This is a genomic window from Variovorax beijingensis (assembly GCF_003951285.1).
Classification (GTDB): Bacteria; Pseudomonadota; Gammaproteobacteria; order Burkholderiales; family Burkholderiaceae_C; genus Variovorax; species Variovorax beijingensis.
In genome coordinates, this window is record NZ_RXFQ01000006.1 from 308,734 (window position 1) to 328,958 (window position 20,225).

A 20,225-nucleotide genomic window follows, 5' to 3' on the forward strand; every position below is an offset into this window, starting at 1 on the left:
ATGTCCCACGCCGACCACGCCGACGACGCCGACGACGCAGGGCACCCCGCGCCGCGGAGTTTCCTGACCCGCTACGTCTGGAGCCAGGACCACAAGGTGATCGCGGTCCAGTACGCCTGCACCGCCATCGCGGTGGGCGTGGTGGGCGTGGTGCTGTCCAACCTGATGCGGCTGCAGCTCGGCTTTCCGGGCCAGTTCGAGTTCATCAACGCCGAGCGCTACTACCAGTTCGTGACCATGCACGGGATGATCATGGTGATCTACCTGCTCACGGCGCTGTTCCTCGGCGGCTTCGGCAACTACCTGATTCCGCTGATGGTGGGAGCGCGGGACATGGTCTTTCCCTATCTCAACATGCTGAGCTTCTGGGTCTACCTGCTGTCGGTGGTGGTCCTGATGGCGAGCTTCTTCGTCGCGGGCGGTCCCACCGGCGCGGGCTGGACGCTGTATCCACCGCAGTCGATCCTGCCCGGCACGCCGGGCCATGCGGGCGGCATCGTGCTGATGCTGGTGTCGCTGGTCATCTTCATCGTGGCGACCACGATGGGCGGCCTCAACTATGTGACCACCGTGCTGCAGGCGCGCTGCGAAGGCATGACGCTGCTGCGCATGCCGCTCACGGTGTGGGGCATCTTCGTTGCCACCATCCTCGCGCTGCTCGGCTTCCCGGCGCTGTTCGTGAGCGGCGTGATGCTGCTGCTCGACCGGACGGTGGGCACCAGCTTCTTCATGCCGGCGCTGGTGTCGATGGGCCAGCTGACGGGCTACAAGGGCGGCAGCCCGCTGCTGTTCCAGCACCTGTTCTGGTTCTTCGGCCATCCCGAGGTCTACATCGTGGCGCTGCCGGCCTTCGGCATCGTGTCCGACCTGATCAGCGTGCACGCGCGCAAGTGCATCTTCGGCTACCGCATGATGGTGTGGGCCATCGTGGCCATCGGCGCGCTCAGCGTGGTGGTGTGGGCGCACCACATGTTCGTGAGCGGCATGAATCCGTACTTCGGCTTTTTCTTCGCGACCACCACGCTGATCATCGCGGTGCCCACCGCGATCAAGGTCTACAACTGGATCCTGACGCTGTGGCGCGGCGACATCCACCTGACGGTGCCGATGCTGTTCGCGCTGGCCTTCCTGTGCACCTTCCTGATCGGCGGGCTGACTGGCCTGTTCCTCGGCAACGTGAGCGTGGACATCCCGCTGTCCGGCACCTATTTCGTGGTGGCGCACTTCCACATGGTGATGGGCGTGGCGCCGCTCCTGGTGGTGTTCGGCGGCATCTACCACTGGTTTCCCAAGGTCACCGGCCGCATGCTGGACGACCGGCTCGGCCGGCTGCATTTCTGGATCACCTTCCTCGGCACCTACGCGATCTATTTTCCGATGCACTACCTGGGCGTGCTGGGCATGCCGCGGCGCTACTACAACTTCGACGGCTACAAGTTCATTCCGCCATCGGCGTTCAGCATGAATGAATTCATCACCGTGGTCGCGCTGATCGTCGGCGCGGCGCAGCTGCTGTTCATCATCAACCTCGCCTGGAGCGCCTGGCGCGGCCGGCCGGCCGACGCCAATCCATGGCGTGCTGCCTCGCTCGAATGGCAGACGCCCGCCACGCCGCCGGGCCACGGCAACTGGGGGCCGCGGCTGCCGGTGGTCTACCGGTGGGCCTACGCCTATGGGGAGCCGGGTGCGGCGGAGGATTTCATCGCGCAGAACACGCCGCCGGAAGCCGGGCCCGGGGAGCCCGAGCCAGAGGGCCAGAGCGAGGTCCGGGGAGCACCGGCATGATTTCAGGAGCCGCTTTGAGCATCCGCGGTGCCGGCCGCGGCCATGGCCGCGCCCGCGATCCGCATGCGAGCGCGGCCGGCATCGGCCTGTGGGTCTTCATGGGCGTGGTGACCGCGTTGTTCTCCCTCTTCATCGTGGCCTACGTGATGCGCATGAGCGGCGGCGATGCGATGACCATCGCGCTGCCGTGGCAGCTGTGGCTCAGCACGGCGCTGCTGGTGGCGGGCAGCGTGGCGCTGCAGGGCGCCGGCGCCGCTTCGCGCGGTCCCGGCCCGGTGCGGGCCCGTCGCCTGCTGCTGGCGGGTGGTCTCTTCGCATTGGGCTTCCTGGCCGTGCAGCTGTGGGCCTGGCTGGCGCTGCTGAGCGCGCAGGTGATGCCGGCGGGCAATCCGGCGGGCAGCTTCTTCTACCTGTTGACGGCCATGCACGGGCTCCACCTCGCGGGCGGGCTGGTCGGGTGGGCCTGGACGGCGAACGCCGCCTGGCCCGATCCGGCCAGCTCCGCCTGGCGCATCGCGCTGTGCGCGCGCTACTGGCACTTCATGCTGGCGGTATGGCTGGTGCTGTTCGCGCTGCTGGGCTGGGTGACGCCGGAAGTGGCGCGCTTCATCTGCGGCACATCCTGAGGAGGCATCTCGTGAACAACACCGCAACGATCGCAGCAGCGCCCTCGAGTCCGACCCTCGCCGCCAACGGCTGGCGCGGGCTGATTGCCGACTGGTCCTCCGACCGACAGGCGTTCCACGTCTCGTGGGGCAAGGCGATGATGTGGATCTTCCTGCTCAGCGACACCTTCGTCTTCAGCTGCTTCCTGACCGGCTACATGACGGTACGCATCTCGACCACGATGCCGTGGCCCAACCCGAGCGAGGTATTCGCGCTCCACGTGGGGGGCGCCGACATCCCGCTGCTGCTGATAGCGATCATGACCTTCGTGCTCATCACCAGCAGCGGGACGATGGCGATGGCCGTCAATTTCGCCTACCGCGGCGACCGCGTGAACGCCGCCACGCTGATGCTCGTGACCGCGACCTTCGGCGAACTCTTCGTCGGCATGCAGGCCTTCGAGTGGTCCAAGCTGATCCTGGAGGAGGGCGTGCGGCCCTGGGGCAACCCGATGGGCGCGGCGCAGTTCGGCTCGGCCTTCTTCATGATCACGGGCTTCCATGGACTGCACGTGTCGGCGGGCGTGGTCTTCCTGTTCGTCGTGGCCTTCAAGCTGATGCGCGGCGACTACGAAAAGTCCGGCAACTACCAGATCGTCGAGATTGCCGGCCTGTACTGGCACTTCGTGGACCTGGTGTGGGTGTTCATCTTTGCGCTGTTCTATCTCTGGTGAGGAGGAAGAAGATCATGAACCCCGTCACTGGCCAGCAACATCCGATCGGCCTCTACCTCAAGATCTGGGGGCTGCTGTTCGTGCTCAGCACGATGTCGTACCTGGTCGACTACTTCCATTTCCAGGGGTACCTGCGCTGGGTCCTGATCATCGCTTTCATGCTGCTGAAGGCGGGGCTGATCGTCGCGGTCTTCATGCACATGGCCTGGGAGCGGATGTCGCTGGTCTACGCCATCCTGGTGCCGCCCCTGTGCCTGCTGGTGCTGGCCGGGCTGATGGCGGCGGAGGCCGACTACACCTTCCTGACGCGGCTGCTGTTCTTCCACTGAAGGCGTTGCAGGCCGCTCAGCGCTTCACCACGTAGCGCGTCACCACCGGCGGCGATTCGCCGATGTGGAAGGCCAGCCGCCGCTCGCGCAGCGCCATGTCGGCGGCCGTGGCGCGGTTGAAGCGGCGCAGGTGGTCGGTCCAGCTTTCGTCCACGATCTCTTCCAGGTAGCGGCCCGGCTCCGCGATGTCGTGCAGCAGTTCCCAGCCTATGGCGCCCTGGCCGATGCGCGCGCGCCGGGTCTGGTGCATCACCAGGTGGAAGGCGGCCGCGCGCGCCGGGTCGATCATGTATTCGATGGTGATGACCACGCGGCCGCTTTCCTCCGGTGTTTCCGCCGGCGGGCCCGCGGCCCAGCCGGCGCGCGCCGGGCTCATGTCGGCTTCCTCGCCCGAGACGTCGGTGACCCAGCGCAGCGCCGCCAGCATCAGCAGGGTGCCGCTCACGGCGGCGATCTCGAGGCTGGAGCGCAGGTCGGTGACGGTGGCCACCTGGCCCCAGAGCGCCGCGCCGATCGCGCTCGCGCCCATGATCGCCATCTGGTAGGTCGACATGCCGCGCGCGCGCACCCAGTCGGGCAGCGCGAGCTGCGCCGACACCGAGAGCGAGTTGGCCACGGTGATCCAGGCCATGCCGCCGAAGAACATCGCAGGCACCGCCACCCAGGCGTTGGGCGCGAAGGCCATCACCGCGGTGGCGAGCGACTGCAGCACCGTGCCGCGCAGCACCAGCTGGTCGCGCCCGAGCGCCTGGCGCAGCCGCGGCAGGAACAGCACCGCGATGATCGCGCCCGCGCCCATGGCCGCCAGCAGAAGCGTGAAGGTGGCCGCGCCGCCGCCCTTGAGGTTGCGTGCCAGCAGCGGCAGCAGCGCGAGCAGCGCGGTGGAGTGAAAGAAGAAGATCGTGATGCGCGAGAGCACCGCGCGCATGCGCTGCGACTGCCAGACGAACTGCACGCCCACGCGCATCGCGCTGATGAGCTTCTCGCGGCCCAGTGGGTTGGGCGTGTGCTCGCGCCGCCAGCGCAGCACCACGAAGCCCGAGGCCACCGACAGCACCGCGTTGAGCGCAAACACCCAGACGCTGCCCGCGCTGGCAATCAGCATGCCGGCCGTGAGCGGGCCGATGATGCGCGAGGCGTTCATCGCGATGCCGTTCAGGCCCAGCGCCGCCGGCAATTGCGGCCGCGGCACCAGCTCGGGCACGATGGCCGAGAACACCGGCCAGCGCAGCGCCAGGCCGATGCCGTTGGCAAAGGTGAGCGCCAGCAGGAGCGGCGCGGTCATCATGTCCATCGCAATGGCCGCGCACAGCACGATGGCCGTGCCGGCCAGCCAGAACTGCGTGGCCACCAGCCAGCGCCGGCGGTCGAGGATGTCGGCCAGCGCCCCGCTGGGCAGGCCCAGCAGGAACACCGGCAGGGTGGAGGCCGACTGCACCAGCGCCACCCAGATCGGCGAGGTGGTCAGCGAGGTCATCATCCACGCCGCCGCCACGTCGTTCATCCACATGCAGATGTTGGCGATGAGCCAGGTGCTCCACAGCATGCGGAACACGGGCAGCTTGAGCGGCTCGAGCGCCGCGAACTTCGGCGGCTGCGGCCGGGCCGGGGGAATGGGTGTTTCTTCGGGGGAAATCGGTGGCATGTCGCCCGATTGTGCCTATCCCCTGTCGCTGCGGGCCAGGCGGTGTTCGAGCCGCCGCAGCATCGTCGTGAGCACGAGCGTCATCACCCAGTAGACCACCGAGATCGCGAGATAAGGCTCCCAGTAGCGCGCATAGGCGCCCGCCACCGTGCGCGCGGCGTAGGCCAGCTCGGCCAGCCCGATGGCCGAGACCAGCGAGGTGTCTTTCAGCAGCGCGATCGCGTTGTTGCCCAGCGGCGGCAGCATGCGCCTGAAGGCCTGCGGCAGCACCACATAGCGCATCACCTGCATGGGCGTGAAGCCGATCGAACGGCCGGCATCGAACTGCCCGCGCGAGATCGACTGGATGCCGGCGCGGAACACCTCCGAGATGTAGGCCGCCGAATTGAGCGTGAGCGCCACCACGCCGGAGATCAGCGCGCCATGCTCCTGCTTGAGCTCGCGCGCCAGGTCGCCGCTGATCAGGAGGCCGGTCGCCGGGTGGATGAACACCGGCATCACCGCGAAGTGGATCAGCAGGATCTGCACGAACAGCGGCGTGCCGCGGAAGAAGCTCACGTACACCGTGGCCGGCCAGCGCAGGAAGAAGCGCGCCACCCAGCTCCAGGGCGCATGGCGCGGCCGGGCGAGCCGCGCGAGCGCCAGGCACAGGCCCCAGCTCGCACCCAGCAGCACGCACACCACCGTCATGCGCAGCGTCATCCACGCGCCTTGCCAGAACAGGTCCTTGTATTCGACCAGGATGTCCCAGCGGAACCATCCGAACAGGAGGATCGGCTGCTCCATCTAAGGCTCCCTTCCGCCCGGGCCGGACGCGCTCATCGGGCGTTCGGGTCCTTGTTGAACCACTTCTTGTAGATCGCGGCGTAGCTGCCGTCCGCACGGATCGCGGCCAGGCCGGCCGTGAGCTTGTCGAGCAGCGCCTTGTCGCCCTTCTTCACGACGATGCCGAAGCCTTCCTCGGGGAAGGACTTGTCGTCGAGCGTCTTGAGCTCGGGGTTCTGCGCCACGCGGTAGGCGATCACGCCGTTGTCGCCCATGGCGGCATCGACGCCGCCGCCGGCCAGCTCGGAAATGATGAGCGGCGTGCTCTCGAAGCGGCGGATGTTGGGGCTGGTCTTGCCGAACTCGCGCGAGGTGATGTCGTCGGCCGTGGAGGCGCTCACCACGGCGATCTTCTTGCCCGCGAGGTCCTTCAGCGAGGCGACCGTGCTGCCCTTGGGCAGCGCGATCAGCTGGCGCGCCGCGAAGTACGGCGGCGTGAAGTCGTAGCTCTGCTTGCGCTTGTCGTTGATGGTGACGCCCGAGATCACGAGGTCGACGTCGCCGTTGTTGAGCGCGCCGAAGATGCCCGTGAACGGCGTGTTGACCACCTTGATCTTCAGGCCCTGCTGCTTGGCGATGGCATTGATGATGTCGATGTCGAAGCCGACGATCTGCTTGTCCTTGTTCTCGAAGGCGAAGGGCGCGTAGGTGGCGCTGGAAGCCACGGTGAGTTCGCGGTTCTGGGCCTGGGCGCCGAAGGCGAGCGTGGCGGCGGCAAGGCCGAGCGCCAGGGCGCGGCGGATGGGGTTCATGCGGGGACCTCTTCCTCTTTGTTCCGCCGGACGGCGGTATGTCTATGCGGGGTGGGCGGGAATTCTAGGGTGCAGCTAGCGCGCCAGGTGCCCGAGCGGCCAGGCGCTGCTGGCCTTCACCTCGCCCAGCGAGAAGCTGGTGTGCAGGTCTTTCACGTTCGGCAGGTTCATGAGGTGCTGGCGCGCGAAGGCCGAGAAGCTGTCCAGGTCCTGCGCCACCACCTGCAGCTCGAAGGTGCCGGTGCCGCTGATGTAGTGGCAGGCCACCACCTCGGGCAGCTTGCGGATCGCGTCCTCCAGTTTCAGCGTTGCATCGTTGGTGACGCGTTCGGTGTCCACGCGCACGAAAGCGAGCACGCCCAGCCCGATCTTGTGGCGGTCGATCTCGGCGTGGTAGCCCTTGATGAAGCCGGCCTCCTCCAGCGCGCGCACCCGGCGCCAGCAGGGCGCGGCCGAGAGCCCCACGCGCTGCGCAAGCTCGGCGTTGGTAAGGCGGCCGTCGGCCTGAAGTTCTTGCAGGATTGAGAGGTCGAACTTGTCAATGCTTTCCATGGATGGCGATATTAAGCAAGATTCTTCCTGGAAGCCGCTTTTTTGGGGCACAGAACGCAAACACCTGTCGCGCACCCCGGCATACACTTTGCGTGATCATGGGCTCGCGCCCTACCCGGGCACAGACCCACACCCCATCAGCCAGGCCCACGAGGCCCTGCCACACGGAGACAGACAAACATGAACGCACCGCTGCCCGAGCACATTCGCAAGGCCCTCGAAACGGTCACGCTCGACGACAAGTACAGCCTCGACTACGGCCGTGCCTTCATGAGCGGTGTCCAGGCGCTGGTCAAGCTGCCGATGCTGCAGCGCCTGCGCGACAAGCAGGCCGGCAAGAACACCGCGGGCTTCATCAGCGGCTACCGCGGCTCCCCGCTCGGCGGCTACGACCAGGCGCTGTGGAAGGCCAGCAAGTTCCTGAAGGAACAGAACATCGTCTTCCAGCCCGGCGTGAACGAAGAGCTCGCCGCCACGGCGCTCTGGGGCACCCAGCAGCTGGGCTTCTCGCCCGCGGGCACCAACAGGTTCGACGGCGTCTTCGGCATCTGGTACGGCAAGGGCCCGGGCGTGGACCGCTGCTCCGACGTCTTCAAGCACGCCAACATGGCGGGTACTACCGAATGGGGCGGCGTGATCGCGGTGGCGGGCGACGACCATATTTCCAAGAGCAGCACGGCCGCGCACCAGAGCGACCACATCTTCAAGGCCTGCGGCACGCCGGTGTTCTTCCCGGCCAACGTGCAGGAAATCCTGGACCTGGGCATCCACGCCTTTGCCATGAGCCGCTTCTCGGGCATCTGGTCGGGCATGAAGACGATCCAGGAGATCGTCGAGTCGAGCGCCACCGCCATGATCGACCCGGACCGCGTCGAGATCGTCATTCCCACCGATTTCCAGATGCCGCCCGGCGGCCTGCACATCCGCTGGCCCGACCACGCGCTCGAGCAGGAAGCGCGGCTCATGCACTACAAGTGGTATGCCGCGCTCGCCTACATCCGGGCCAACCGGCTGAACCACAACGTGATCGAAGGCCCGAACGATCGCTTCGGCATCATGGCCAGCGGCAAGGCCTACAACGACACCCGCCAGGCGCTGATCGACCTGGGCCTGGACGACGCCACCTGCCGCCAGCTGGGCATCCGGCTGCACAAGGTGGGTGTGGTGTGGCCGCTGGAGGCGCAGCTCACGCGCGACTTCGCCACCGGCCTGCAGGAAATCCTGGTGGTGGAAGAAAAACGCCAGGTCATCGAATACCAGCTGAAGGAAGAGCTCTACAACTGGCGCGCCGACGTGCGCCCCACCGTGCTGGGCAAGTTCAACGAGCTCGACGGCGATTTCTCCGGCGGCGAATGGGCCATGCCCAACCCCACCGCCAACACGCTGCTGCGCGCCAATGCCGACCTGAACCCGGCGCTGATCGCCAAGGCGATCGCGCAGCGCCTGCGCAAGCTCGGCATCCTGGAGCAGGCCGGCGCCGGCATGCACGCGCGCATCGACGCCCAGATGGCCATCCTCGAAGCCAAGGAGCGCTCGATGGAAGTGCTCAAGGTGGGCGGCGTGCAGGGGGCCGACCGCCAGCCCTGGTTCTGCTCGGGCTGCCCGCACAACACCAGCACCGTGGTGCCCGAAGGCTCGCGCGCGATGGGAGGCATCGGCTGCCACTTCATGGCCACCTGGATGGACCGCTCCACCATCGGCTTCACGCAGATGGGCGGCGAGGGCGTGCCGTGGGTCGGCCAGCAGCCCTTCACCACCGACCAGCACATCTTCGCGAACCTGGGCGACGGCACGTACTTCCACAGCGGCCTGCTGGCCATCCGCCAGAGCATTGCCGCGGGCGTGAACATCACCTACAAGATCCTCTACAACGACGCCGTGGCCATGACCGGCGGCCAGCAGGTCGGCGAGCGGCCCGAGGGCCACTCGGTGCTGCAGATCGCCGAGAGCCTGCATGCCGAGGGCGCCAAGAAGGTCGTCATCGTGACCGACGAGCCCGAGAAATACGAGGGCGTGAACATCCCGGGCGACCACGTGGCGGTCAAGCACCGCGACCTGCTCGACGAGGTCCAGCGCGAATTCCGCCAGATCGCCGGCACCACGGCCATCATCTACGACCAGACCTGCGCCACCGAGAAGCGCCGCCGCCGCAAGCGGGGCACGGCCGTCGATCCGGCCAGGCGCGTGGTCATCAACGAGCTGGTCTGCGAAGGCTGCGGCGACTGCAGCGTGCAGAGCAACTGCCTGTCGGTCGAGCCGCTGGAAACCGAGTTCGGCCGCAAGCGCACCATCAACCAGAGCAGCTGCAACAAGGACATGAGCTGCCTGAAGGGCTTCTGCCCGAGCTTCGTCACGGTCGAAGGCGGGCAGCTCAAGAAAAAGGCCAGGGACAAGGCCGATTCCCCGCTCGCGCTGGGCCCGCTGCCCGAACCGGCCGTGCCCGTGCTGGCGCGGGACCAGGTGTGGGGCATCGTGGTGGCCGGCGTCGGCGGCACGGGCGTCATCACCATCGGCCAGCTGCTGGGCATGGCGGCGCACATCGAGGGCAAGGGCATCGTCACGCAGGACGCGGCCGGCCTCGCGCAAAAGGGCGGCGCCACCTGGAGCCATGCGCTGATCGGCCAGTCGCAGGACGCGATCCGCACCACGCGCGTCGGCACCGCCGCGGCCGACCTCATCCTGGCGGCCGATCCGCTGGTGGCCGTCAACGCCGAAACCCTGGCGCGCATGCGCGAAGGGCGCACGCACGTGGCGCTCAACACGCACAGCACGCCCACCGCTGCCTTCGTGCGCAACGCCAACTGGGTGAACCCGCAGGACGACTGCGCCAGCCAGATCGCGCGCGCCATCGGCGCCGATGCGCTCGGCACCTTCGACGCCGATGCCGCGGCCACCACGCTGATGGGCGACAGCCTCTATGCCAACCCCATGCTGCTGGGCTTTGCCTGGCAAAAGGGCTGGATCCCGCTGGCGCTCGAGTCGCTGCTGCGCGCCATCGAGCTCAACGCGGTGGCGGTCGAGAACAACAAGGCCGCCTTCGCCTGGGGCCGCCAGGCGGCCGTCCATCCGGACGAGCTGCAAAAGCGCCTGCGCCCGGGCCAGGTCATCGAGTTCAAGAAGCGCGAAACCGTCGAAAGCCTGGTGGCGCGCCGGGTCGAATTCCTCACGGGCTACCAGAACGCGGCCTATGCCGAGGAATACCGGCAGTTCGTGGACAAGGTCCGGCAGGCCGAATCGGCGCTCGGCAAGACCGCGCTGGCCGAAACGGTGGCCCGCTACCTGTTCAAGCTCATGGCCTACAAGGACGAGTACGAGGTGGCGCGGCTGCACACCGACCGCAGCTTCCTCGCCCGCGTCGAGGGCATGTTCGAGGGTGAGATGGGCAAGGATTTCAAGCTCAACTACCACCTGGCGCCGCCCATCATCGCGAAGAAGAATGCCAAGGGCCAGCTGCAGAAGCAGAAGTTCGGCCCCTGGATGCTCTCCGGCTTCAGGCTGCTGGCCCGGCTCAAGGGCCTGCGCGGCACGGCCCTGGACATCTTCGGGCGCACCGAAGAGCGCAGGACCGAGCGCGCGCTCATCGGCGAGTACCGCGCAAGCCTCGAGGAAGTGATTGCTGGCCTTCGCGCCGAGAACCATGCGCTGGCGCTGGAGATCGCGAGCCTGCCCGAGCAGATCCGCGGCTACGGCCATGTGAAGGAGCGCAACCTCGCCGCCGCCCGCACCCGCTGGAGCGAGCTGCTCGCCAAGTGGCGCAACCCGCAGCAGTCGCAGCGCGCCGCCGCGTGATTTTTCGGGAGGCCGGTCCGGCACCGCCGGCCGTCCCGCGCCATTGCTCCTGAAAAGATAGCAAAAGACGCGCAGCCCAAGCCCATGGAAAGCCCTGCCCCGCGCGCCGGATAAGCGCGCGGAGCGGGGCATTGCCACGAATACAATGCCCGCTGCTGCGCGCGGCCGACGCCGCCTCAAGCTCTGACTCGCGGCCTTTTCCTCGGGGCCGCGGAACCGCGGGCCCGGTCCGCGCTTCTGACATTCCTCTCTTCTCTCTGCTGGAGACTCTCTTGTTCATTTCCTCTGCTTTCGCCCAAACCGCACCCGCAGCTTCCGGCGGTGGCGACATGCTGTCCTCGCTCGGCAGCATGCTGCCCCTGGTGCTGATGTTCGTGGTGCTGTATTTCGTCATGATCCGTCCGCAAATGAAGCGCCAGAAGGAGGCCCGCGCCATGATCGAAGCGCTGGCCAAGGGCGACGAAGTGGCAACGGCCGGCGGCGTGCTCGGCAAGATCACCTCGCTCGGCGACCAGTACCTCGGCCTCGAAATCGCCAATGGCGTGGAGATCAAGATCCAGCGCAGCGCTGTGGTCCAGGTCCTGCCCAAGGGCGCCGTCAAGCAGTAAGCCAGGCAATCAACGCGCGGCCCGGCCTTGCGCTTTGCGGCGCCTGGCCCCAAGTCACGCCACTGTTCCGTTTCTGAAAAGCGCTTTCTCATGAACCGTTATCCGGTCTGGAAGTACGCGATCATCGTGATCGTGCTGCTTGTGGGGTTGATCTATTCCCTGCCGAACTTCTTCGGCGAGGCGCCTGCCGTGCAGGTGTCCGCGGCCAAGTCCACCGTCAAGGTCGACGCGGCCACCCAGAGCCGGGTCGAGGAGGCGCTCAAGGCAGCCGGGCTTGCGCCCGACCTGCTCACGCTCGAAGGCGGCTCGCTGCGCGCGCGCTTCGCCACCCCCGACGAGCAGCTCAAGGCGCGCGACACGGTGCAGCGCGCGCTGGTGCCCGATCCGGCCGATCCGCCCTACGTGGTGGCGCTGAACCTGGTTTCGCGTTCGCCGGCCTGGCTCACGGCGCTGCATGCGTTCCCGATGTACCTGGGCCTGGACCTGCGCGGCGGCGTCGACTTCCTGCTGCAGGTCGACATGAAGGGCGCCATCGACAAGAAGGCCGAATCCTTCGCGAGCGACCTGCGCACCACCTTCCGCGACAAGGGCATCCGCGGCACCTCGGTGAGCCGCAACGGCCAGGCCATCGAGGTTTCGTTCCGCGACGCGGCCGCGCTGGAAGCGGCCAAGCGGCTGATCCAGGACCAGTTCCAGGACCTCGCCACCACCGACAGCCAGGACGGCAGCAACTGGCGCCTCGTGGCCACCATCAAGCCCGAAGCCGCACGCCGGCTCCAGGACGCGGCGCTCAAGCAGAACATCACCACGCTGCACAACCGGATCAACGAACTCGGCGTGGCCGAGCCGGTGATCCAGCAGCAGGGCCTGGACCGCATCGTGGTGCAGCTGCCCGGCGTGCAGGACACGGCCAAGGCCAAGGACATCCTGGGGCGCACCGCCACGCTCGAGATGCGCCTGGTCGACGAAAGCGCCGAAGGCCGCGCGGCCGAGCTGAGCGGCGGACCGGTGCCCTTCGGCTCCGAAAAGTTCCTGGAGCGCAACGGCCGCCCCGTGATCGTGAAGAAGCAGGTGCTGGTCACCGGCGAAAACCTCACCGACGCGCAGCCCGGCTTCGACCAGCAGAGCAACCAGCCCAAGGTCGACCTGACCATGGACGCCAAGGGCGGCCGGATCATGCGCGACGTGAGCCGCGAGAACTACAAGAAGCGTATGGCCATGCTGATCTTCGAGAAGGGCAAGGGCGAGGTGCTCACGGCCCCGTCGATCAACGGCGAGCTCGGCAACCGCTTCCAGATTTCCGGCTCGATGACCGTGACCGAAGCCGCCGACCTCGCGCTGCTGCTGCGCGCCGGCTCGCTGGCCGCGCCGATGGAGATCATCCAGGAACGCACCATCGGTCCAAGCCTGGGCGCCGACAACATCGAGAAGGGCTTCAAGAGCGTGATGTATGGCTTCCTGGCCATCATGGTGTTCATGTGCGCCTACTACGCGCTGTTCGGCCTGTTCTCGTCGATCGCGCTGGCCGTCAACCTGATGCTGCTGGTGGCCATTCTCTCGATGCTGCAGGCCACGCTCACGCTGCCCGGCATCGCGGCCATGGCGCTGGCCATCGGCGTGGCGATCGACTCCAACGTGCTGATCAACGAACGCGTGCGCGAGGAGCTTCGCAACGGCGCCTCCCCGCAGGCGGCCATCCACGCCGGCTATGACCGCGCCTGGGGCACGATCCTCGACTCCAACGTGACCACGCTGATCGCGGGCATCGCGCTGCTGGCCTTCGGCTCGGGGCCGGTGCGCGGCTTCGCGGTGGTGCACTGCATCGGCATCGTCACTTCGATGTTCTCCGCCGTGTTCTTCTCGCGCGGCCTCGTGAACTTCTGGTACGGCCAGAAGAAGAAGCTCAAGACGGTGTCGATCGGCACGGTCTGGCGCCCCAAGACCGACGGCACCGCCGTGGCTGAAGGCAAGTAAAGGTCAAGGACAAGCGCCATGGAATTCTTCCGCATCCACAAGACCATCCCGTTCATGCGCCACGCGCTGGTGCTGAACATCGTCTCCTTCGTCACCTTCGCGCTGGCGGTGTTCTTCCTGCTGCACCGCGGGCTGCACCTGTCGGTGGAGTTCACGGGCGGCACCGTGATGGAGGTGGCTTACCAGCAGTCCGCCGACATCGGCAAGGTGCGCGAGGCCATCGGCAAGCTCGGCTATCCCGACGTGCAGGTGCAAAGCTACGGCACCTCGCGCGACGTGCAGATCCGCCTGCCGGCGCAAAAGGGCATGAACTCCGACCAGCAGAGCGCGCAGGTGATGCAGGCGCTCAAGACGGTGGATCCCTCGGCCACGCAGCGCGGCATCGAGGTGGTCGGCCCGCAGGTCGGCGAGGAGCTCACCACCAACGGGCTCAAGGCGCTCGGCATGGTGGTGGTGGGCATCATGATCTACCTGGCGATCCGCTTCGAATGGAAGTTCGCGGTGGCCACCGTGCTGGCCAACCTGCACGACGTGGTCATCATCCTGGGCTTCTTCGCCTTCTTCCAGTGGGAGTTCTCGCTCGCGGTGCTGGCGGCGGTGCTGGCGGTGCTGGGCTATTCGGTCAACGAGTCGGTCGTGATCTTCGACCGGGTGCGCGAGAACTTCCGGCGCTACCGCAAGATGAGCACGGTCGAGATCATCGACAACGCGATCACCTCGACCATCAGCCGCACCATCATCACGCACGGCTCGACGCAGCTGGTGGTGCTCTCGATGTTCTTCTTCGGCGGCCCGACGCTGCACTACTTTGCGCTGGCGCTGACCATCGGCATCCTGTTCGGCATCTACTCGTCGGCCTTCGTGGCGGCCGCCATCGCGATGTGGCTGGGCGTCAAGCGCGAAGACCTGATCAAGGGCGGCCCGACCAAGCGCGACGGCGGCTCCGAGGACGACCCGAACGCCGGCGCCGTGGTCTGATTTGCGCCGGATCAACGGGACGCACCGCGCAAGCCCGCCGCCATGCCGCAGGTGATGCACACTTGTGCGGTGGCGCTTGCCGATGCAAGCTCTCGGCTTTCGCCGAAAAATAGAGTCCCATTGGTCTTCCCGATCCTTCAATGAGCATTGCGCGGTCCGCTTCCTCCCTGCAGCTCGCACGCGAGACGCGCGAGCGTTTCGTTCGCGCCACCGAGGGCGTCATCGTCCCGCTGGCGCAGGCGATACGGGACCGCCTGACGCAGCAGGCCTCGGAAATCGGCAGCGCGCGCGCCATGCAGGAGAGCCGCGACGACTTCGTGGCGTTCCAGGACCAGGCCTCGCAATGGGTATCGCTCGCGCAGGCGGGCTGGCGCAGGTCGGTCGGCACCCCGGGGGCGGCGCCGGCCGTGTCGTCCGGCGCGAAGCTGCGGCTCGAACTCATCGACGACGACGCGATGGAAAGCAGCATCCTTTCATCGCGCCTGGCGCAGCTGATCCACGACAAGGCCAGCTTCGAACTCAGCGACCTGCGGCTGCGCATCCAGTTCCTGGAAGGCACCGCAGAACTCGACGCCCACGACGTGCTCAGGCCCGAAACCCTGGCCAGGCTGCTGGTGGACCAATGGCTGGCGGCCGGCCTGAGCCGCGCGCTGTGGGCGCGGGTGCAGGACACCGTGCAGCAGCAGCTCGTCGGCGTGGTCGTCAAGGCCTATGAAGACGCCAACGCCTTCCTTGTCTCCCAGGGCGTGATGCCCGAAATCGATCTGAAGAGCTTTGTCCGCCGCACCGGCAGCAGCAGCGGCGGCGGCAGTGCCACCGGACCGGCGACGATGCCGGCATCGCCCTATGCCGGCGGTGCGGCGCAGGCCGCGGGTGCCGTGCAGCGGCCGGGCGGCGCCGAAACTTCCTCCCCACAGGCACGGGCTTTTGCGCCGTCCGCGCCGGCCTTCACCACGGGCGGCTCGCCGTTGATGGTCGCCCGCCAGCGCGCGCAGACGGCGCTTCTGAGCCTCAAGCGCTTCGTCGCCGCCCGCATCGGCGCGGAACCGCCGGCTTCGGCTTCGATGACGACGACGGGAATGGACGGTCACGCGGCTGTCGCGGGGTCCGCCCGCGCCGCCTCCAAGACCTTTGCCGGCGCGATCGCCGAGGCCGAGGCCGCCTACCGGGTGGCGGCCTCGCAGTACATGCAGGGCTCCGTGCCGGGCTCCGCGGATCAGGCCACCCTCATCCAGCAGACCGCGGTCGACCTTCGGCGGCGCAGCGCCGAGCTCAAGAAAAGGGCGCCCACCACCGCCGACAAGGCCACGGTCGAGATCGTGGCGCTCATGTTCCAGGCCATCCTCGCCGAGGAGCGCATTCCTTTCTCGGCGCGCGTGTGGTTTGCCCGCCTGCAGATGCCGGTGCTGCGCGTGGCCATTGCCGAGCCCGAGTTCTTCGGCACGCTGCAGCACCCCGCGCGCATGCTGATCGACCGCATGGGCTCCTGCGTGATGGGCTTCGATGCCGCGGCCATCTCGGGCAGTGCGCTCGAAGGCGAGATCCGGCGCGTGGTGCAGGTGATCGAGCAGTATCCCGAAACCGGCCAGCGCGTCTTCAAGCTGGTGTTCGACGAGTTCGTCGCCTTCCTCAACCGCTATCTCACGCAAAGCGACGCCACCCAGCGCGTCATGAGCGTGGCGCAGCAGGTCGAGCAAAAGGAGACGATGGCGATCCAGTACACCATCGAGCTGCGCAAGATGCTCAACGACATGCCGGTGCGCGAAGAGATCCGCGAGTTCCTCTTCAAGGTCTGGGCCGAGGTGCTGGCGATTGCCGCGCTGCGCTACGGCGCCCAGGGCGAGCAGACGGTGATGCTCAAGCGCGTGGCCTCCGAGCTGGTGTGGGCGGCAAGCGCCAAGCCCAACCGCGCCGACCGCGCACGCGTGATCCAGGACCTGCCGCAGCTGCTGCAGCGCCTGCGCCTGGGCATGAACCTGCTGGGCATCATCGACGAGCCCCAGGAGGCCCACATCAAGGCCATCGGCGCCACCTTGTCCGACGCCTTCCTGTCGAAGACCGAGGCCATTCCCGCAGCCAAGATCGAGGCCATGGCCGAACGCCTCGCGCACCTGGAAGATTTCGTCAGCGACGACGGCGGCGCCTCCAGCCTGCCGCTCGATGCGAACAGCATCGAACTGCTGCTGGGCGTGGATGCCGCCTCGATCGAGGTCGTGGCCGACACCGTGGGCGGCGTTCCGGCCGAAGACATGCTGGCGTGGGCCCACGAGCTGGAGGTGGGCAACTGGTTCATGCTCGACCACAACGACCGCGTGAGCCAGGTGCAGTTCGTCTGGCGCAGCGACCGCAAGCAGCTGCACCTGTTCGCCTCGAGCGATGGCCGCAGCTTCCTGATCCAGGTCGGCCGGCTGGCCAACTACCTGCAGGCCGGCCTGCTGGTGCCGGCCGAGGAAGAAACGCTCACGGTGCGCGCCACGCGCGAGGCGCTGGCCAAGCTCGACGCCAACCCGGAGCGGCTGCTGAACTAGCCAGGCTAATGGGCGACGCGCCCCTCGCGGCTTTCGCAGAGTTCGTCGAGCACCAGCGCATCGGGCTCGATGCCAGTACTCCAGTGCACCATCAGCACGATGATCTTGAGCTCGTCGAGCGCGACCGGATCGCCCGGCGCCGCCATGGCGCGCTCGATGACGATCTCGCGCAAGCCGCAGGACAGCACGCTCGACGATTCGAGAAAGCGGATGAAGCCCAGGCAGTCGGCGCCCAGGTGCTCCTGCTCGGCCTGCGAGTAGACCCGCATGGCGTTGTCCGACTGGGGCAGGGCCGCTTCGGGCGCGCCGCGCAGCGTGACCGTGGCCACGGCGTCGTCGCCGGGACTTCGTTCGAGCTGCATGCCCTGCGTGGCAAGGCTCAGGCCGTCGAGCCAGTGCAGTGCATCGCGGATTTCCTCTGCCTCGAAGCCGTGGGCGCTGAGCTTGCGGCCCAGTTGTTCGGGTTCGGGGCAGGCATCGCCGCGCCAATAGTTTTCGTAGACAAACACGAGCACTTCGAACATGGGCCCAATATAGCCGATGCTTGTTGCTCGACGGCAGGCTTCCTGCGCGAAGCCTGCGGGCTACGCTGCTGCCGTTCTCTGGAACAGGCCGCCGGGCAGGCGCGCAACCTGGCCGTCGAGCTCGAGTTCGAGCAGCCTGGCCTGCAGCGCGGCGGCGCTCCAGCCGGTGCGCGCACTCAGCGCGTCGAGGCTCACGGGGTCGAAGCCGAGCGCGTCCAGCAAGGGCTCTTCGCGCGCGGCGGACACAGCGCCGGCATCACCGTTCGCGGCAGCCGGCGTCGCCGCGCTGCCCGCGTGCGGCGACGGCAGCTCCTCGAGGATGTCGTTGACCGACTCGACCAGCTTCGCGCCCTGGCGGATCAGCGCATGGCAGCCGCGCGACTGCGGCGAATGGATCGAGCCCGGAATGGCGAACACTTCCTTGCCCTGCTCCGAGGTGAGCCGCGCGGTGATCAGCGAGCCCGACGCCAGCGCGGCCTCGACCACCAGCGTGCCGCGCGCCAGGCCGGCAATGAGGCGGTTGCGCTTGGGGAAATTCTGCGTGAGCGGCGGCGTGCCGAGCGGCAGCTCGCTCACGATCAGCCCTTGCAGCGTGATGCGGTGCGCCAGGTCGCGGTGCCGCGCGGGATAGACGCGGTCCAGGCCGGTGCCCACCACGGCCACCGTGGCGAGCCGCGGCATGTCGCCGGCCGCATCGAGCGCGCCCTGGTGCGCGGCGCCATCGACGCCGAGCGCGAGCCCCGACACCACCGGCAGGCCCGCGTCGCCCAGCGCGCGCGCAAAGGCGCGGGCATTGGCGGCGCCCTGCGGCGTGGGGTTGCGGCTGCCCACCACCGCAATGCTGCGGCCGAGCTGGGTCAGGTCGAAGTCCGCGGCGCCGAGCACGTAGAGCATCAACGGCGGGTCGGCCATCTCGAGCAGCGAGGCGGGGTAGGCGGCATCGCCCAGCGTGACCAGGCGCCGCGCGGTGCCGTCATCGTGGCCGGGCTGCAGCCACTGCCAGGTCTGGTCGAGCTGGGCCTGCAGGCCCAGCGGCGGCTGGTGCAAGGCATCGGCCTGCGCCGCCGACACCACCTGGCGCAGCGCCTCGCCGGTCTGCGCAAAGACGTTCTCGGGCAGGCCGAAGGCCGCCAGCAGCCGGCGCGCGGCGCCATCGCCGATGCCCGGCGTCAGTGAAAGCCGCAGCCAGCCTGCGAGTTCTGCTCGGTCCAAATGAAAGCGGAAAAAGAAAGCGGGTAAAAAATCGGAAAAGCGTCAGGGATTGACGAGGAAGTCGCCCGCCTTCGGAGTGTCGGTGATCTCGAGCACCAGTGCGTACGAAACCTTTTCGAAGGGCCGGAACACCATCAGGAGGCCGATGCGTTCGTTCGGAAGCTTGATGGTTTCCTTGCGCGCGCCGGTGCGGTCGAGAATGGTTTCGCCATTCTTCAGGATGGCCAGCACGTGGCCGCTGTCGATGCCGTCGCGCGTGCCCTTGTTGATGGCCACCACCTGGTTCTGGGCCGCGAACTGCACCGCGTTGCCATAGACCGAGATGATGCGGCCCTCGACCTGCGAGGAGGGGGCGCGCGGCACATAGCTCAGCAGCTGGCGCGGCGGCTCGGGCAGCAGGCGGTCGCCGGCGCGGATTTCCTCGCGTGCCGCGATGATGTCGACGCTGGCCGGCACCACGGTGATGACGTCCTTGTCGTTGGTGGTCTCGACCGTGGTCGATTCGCCGCGCTGGAGCTGCGCCTTGCCCAGGTACTGCGCCTCGTAGCCGAGGATTTCACCGGTTCCCGGGTCCTTCAACGGCGTGGCGCTGCGGAACACGCGGAAATTCTTCAGCGGGCCCGGGGTTTCGAGCAGCGGCGTCTCGGCATTGCCGCGCGCATAGGCGCGGTCGCCGCGCGACAGCAGGACGCGGCTGTCGTTGCCCGCGACGATGCGCGGCGCGGCCTGCAGCGTGTCGGCATCGACCACGATCGGCTCGCTGAGGAAGGGCTCGATGACGCTCGGGTTGAGCGTGGGCAAGGCCATGCCGGCCAGCGAGTCGAAGCGCGTGCGCGGCGACAGCTTGATGGTGCCGCCGTCGCCGCTGCCGCCCGCGCCGCGGCGCATGGTCAGGCGCGCACGGCCGCCGGTCTTGTCCAGATAGAGGATCTGGCCCGGGTAGATGCGGTGCGGATTCGCGATTTCGCTGATGTTCATGCCCCACAGTTCCGGCCAGCGCCAGGGACGCAGCAGGTAGAGGCGCGAGATGGCCCACAGCGTGTCGCCGGGCTTGACCGTGTATTCGTCCGGCGCGTTGGGCGCCAGTTCGCTCAGCGGAACGCCGCTCTGGGCGGTTTGCTGGGCGGTGGCGCGCTGCTGCGGCGTGACGGGGTAGTTCTGCGCCCACGCCGCCGTCGTGCCGCCAGTGATCACCGCAAGGGCAGCCAACGTGGCGAGAAGATGCGGGCGCTGGCGGACAGTGATTCGGAGCTTTTTCATGTCTGGATGGGTGAGCGCGCCGCGTATCGGCGCGCATACGAATCTCACAATTTGCTACGAATTCTGCGCCCGAAGCCCTTGGGAGGGCAACGTTTTCAGGCGATCCGGAGTCGCCGCGTCGCGGA

The 20,225-nt window shown here is 67.7% G+C and carries 16 protein-coding genes; 9 read left to right on the forward strand and 7 right to left on the reverse strand.

The window, feature by feature from the left end; translation table 11 throughout:
- Genes ctaD through EJO66_RS12880 form a run of 4 tightly spaced genes read left to right on the forward strand, consistent with a single transcriptional unit; the run spans position 1 to position 3,453 of the window.
- Positions 1-1,785, forward strand: a complete 1,785-nt coding sequence (ctaD, locus tag EJO66_RS12865) for a cytochrome c oxidase subunit I (RefSeq protein WP_125965406.1) — start codon at positions 1-3, stop codon at positions 1,783-1,785.
- Positions 1,782-2,411, forward strand: a complete 630-nt coding sequence (locus EJO66_RS12870) for a cytochrome c oxidase subunit 3 family protein (protein ID WP_125965407.1) — start codon at positions 1,782-1,784, stop codon at positions 2,409-2,411. Before ctaD ends, EJO66_RS12870 begins: the two co-directional genes overlap by 4 nt.
- Before the next feature lie 11 nt (positions 2,412-2,422).
- The gene (locus tag EJO66_RS12875) at positions 2,423-3,124 is read left to right on the forward strand and encodes a heme-copper oxidase subunit III family protein (protein ID WP_124959079.1); all 702 of its coding nucleotides are present in this window, start codon (positions 2,423-2,425) and stop codon (positions 3,122-3,124) included.
- A gap of 14 nt (positions 3,125-3,138) precedes the next feature.
- Positions 3,139-3,453, forward strand: a complete 315-nt coding sequence (locus tag EJO66_RS12880; RefSeq protein ID WP_124959078.1) for a cytochrome C oxidase subunit IV family protein — start codon at positions 3,139-3,141, stop codon at positions 3,451-3,453.
- A 16-nt stretch (positions 3,454-3,469) separates the two neighbouring features.
- Here the strand turns inward: EJO66_RS12880 and EJO66_RS12885 are convergent, their stop codons facing one another.
- The 4 genes from EJO66_RS12885 to EJO66_RS12900 all read right to left on the reverse strand — a co-directional run bounded on the left by EJO66_RS12885 (position 3,470) and on the right by EJO66_RS12900 (position 7,227).
- Positions 3,470-5,098, reverse strand: a complete 1,629-nt coding sequence (locus tag EJO66_RS12885; RefSeq protein ID WP_125965408.1) for an MFS transporter — start codon at positions 5,096-5,098, stop codon at positions 3,470-3,472.
- Positions 5,099-5,113: 15 nt separating this feature from the next.
- The gene (locus EJO66_RS12890; RefSeq protein ID WP_124959076.1) at positions 5,114-5,884 is read right to left on the reverse strand and encodes an amino acid ABC transporter permease; all 771 of its coding nucleotides are present in this window, start codon (positions 5,882-5,884) and stop codon (positions 5,114-5,116) included.
- 32 nt (positions 5,885-5,916) lie between these two features.
- Positions 5,917-6,675 carry a basic amino acid ABC transporter substrate-binding protein gene (locus EJO66_RS12895; protein ID WP_125965409.1) on the reverse strand — a complete coding sequence of 253 codons (759 nt, stop codon included), beginning with the start codon at positions 6,673-6,675 and terminating at the stop codon, positions 5,917-5,919.
- 75 nt (positions 6,676-6,750) lie between these two features.
- Positions 6,751-7,227, reverse strand: a complete 477-nt coding sequence (locus tag EJO66_RS12900; RefSeq protein WP_124959074.1) for an Lrp/AsnC family transcriptional regulator — start codon at positions 7,225-7,227, stop codon at positions 6,751-6,753.
- Between the two features lie 180 nt (positions 7,228-7,407).
- Here EJO66_RS12900 and EJO66_RS12905 point away from each other — a divergent pair, with 180 nt between their 5' ends.
- The 5 genes from EJO66_RS12905 (at position 7,408) to EJO66_RS12925 (ending at position 17,104) form a co-directional block, all read left to right on the forward strand.
- The gene (locus EJO66_RS12905; protein WP_124959073.1) at positions 7,408-11,016 is read left to right on the forward strand and encodes an indolepyruvate ferredoxin oxidoreductase family protein; all 3,609 of its coding nucleotides are present in this window, start codon (positions 7,408-7,410) and stop codon (positions 11,014-11,016) included.
- 272 nt (positions 11,017-11,288) lie between these two features.
- The gene (gene yajC, locus EJO66_RS12910) at positions 11,289-11,624 is read left to right on the forward strand and encodes a preprotein translocase subunit YajC (RefSeq protein WP_018905224.1); all 336 of its coding nucleotides are present in this window, start codon (positions 11,289-11,291) and stop codon (positions 11,622-11,624) included.
- 90 nt (positions 11,625-11,714) lie between these two features.
- Positions 11,715-13,598, forward strand: coding sequence for a protein translocase subunit SecD (gene secD, locus EJO66_RS12915; RefSeq protein WP_124959072.1), 1,884 nt, complete (start codon positions 11,715-11,717; stop codon positions 13,596-13,598).
- Positions 13,599-13,616: 18 nt separating this feature from the next.
- Positions 13,617-14,576 carry a protein translocase subunit SecF gene (gene secF, locus EJO66_RS12920; RefSeq protein ID WP_124959071.1) on the forward strand — a complete coding sequence of 320 codons (960 nt, stop codon included), beginning with the start codon at positions 13,617-13,619 and terminating at the stop codon, positions 14,574-14,576.
- Positions 14,577-14,716: 140 nt separating this feature from the next.
- Complete coding sequence (locus EJO66_RS12925) at positions 14,717-17,104, forward strand: DUF1631 family protein (protein WP_125965410.1); 2,388 nt, start codon at positions 14,717-14,719, stop codon at positions 17,102-17,104.
- 5 nt (positions 17,105-17,109) lie between these two features.
- Here the strand turns inward: EJO66_RS12925 and EJO66_RS12930 are convergent, their stop codons facing one another.
- From EJO66_RS12930 to EJO66_RS12940, 3 genes are read right to left on the reverse strand one after another with little or no spacing between them, the layout of a single operon-like run.
- Complete coding sequence (locus EJO66_RS12930; RefSeq protein ID WP_124959069.1) at positions 17,110-17,628, reverse strand: Smg family protein; 519 nt, start codon at positions 17,626-17,628, stop codon at positions 17,110-17,112.
- 60 nt (positions 17,629-17,688) lie between these two features.
- A complete protein-coding gene (gene dprA / locus EJO66_RS12935; RefSeq protein ID WP_125965411.1) occupies positions 17,689-18,840 on the reverse strand; it encodes a DNA-processing protein DprA in 1,152 nt (383 codons plus the stop codon).
- A gap of 42 nt (positions 18,841-18,882) precedes the next feature.
- Positions 18,883-20,100: a LysM peptidoglycan-binding domain-containing protein gene (locus tag EJO66_RS12940; protein ID WP_125965412.1), complete on the reverse strand. Its 1,218-nt coding sequence runs from the start codon at positions 20,098-20,100 to the stop codon at positions 18,883-18,885.
- Between the last annotated feature and the right edge of the window lie 125 nt (positions 20,101-20,225).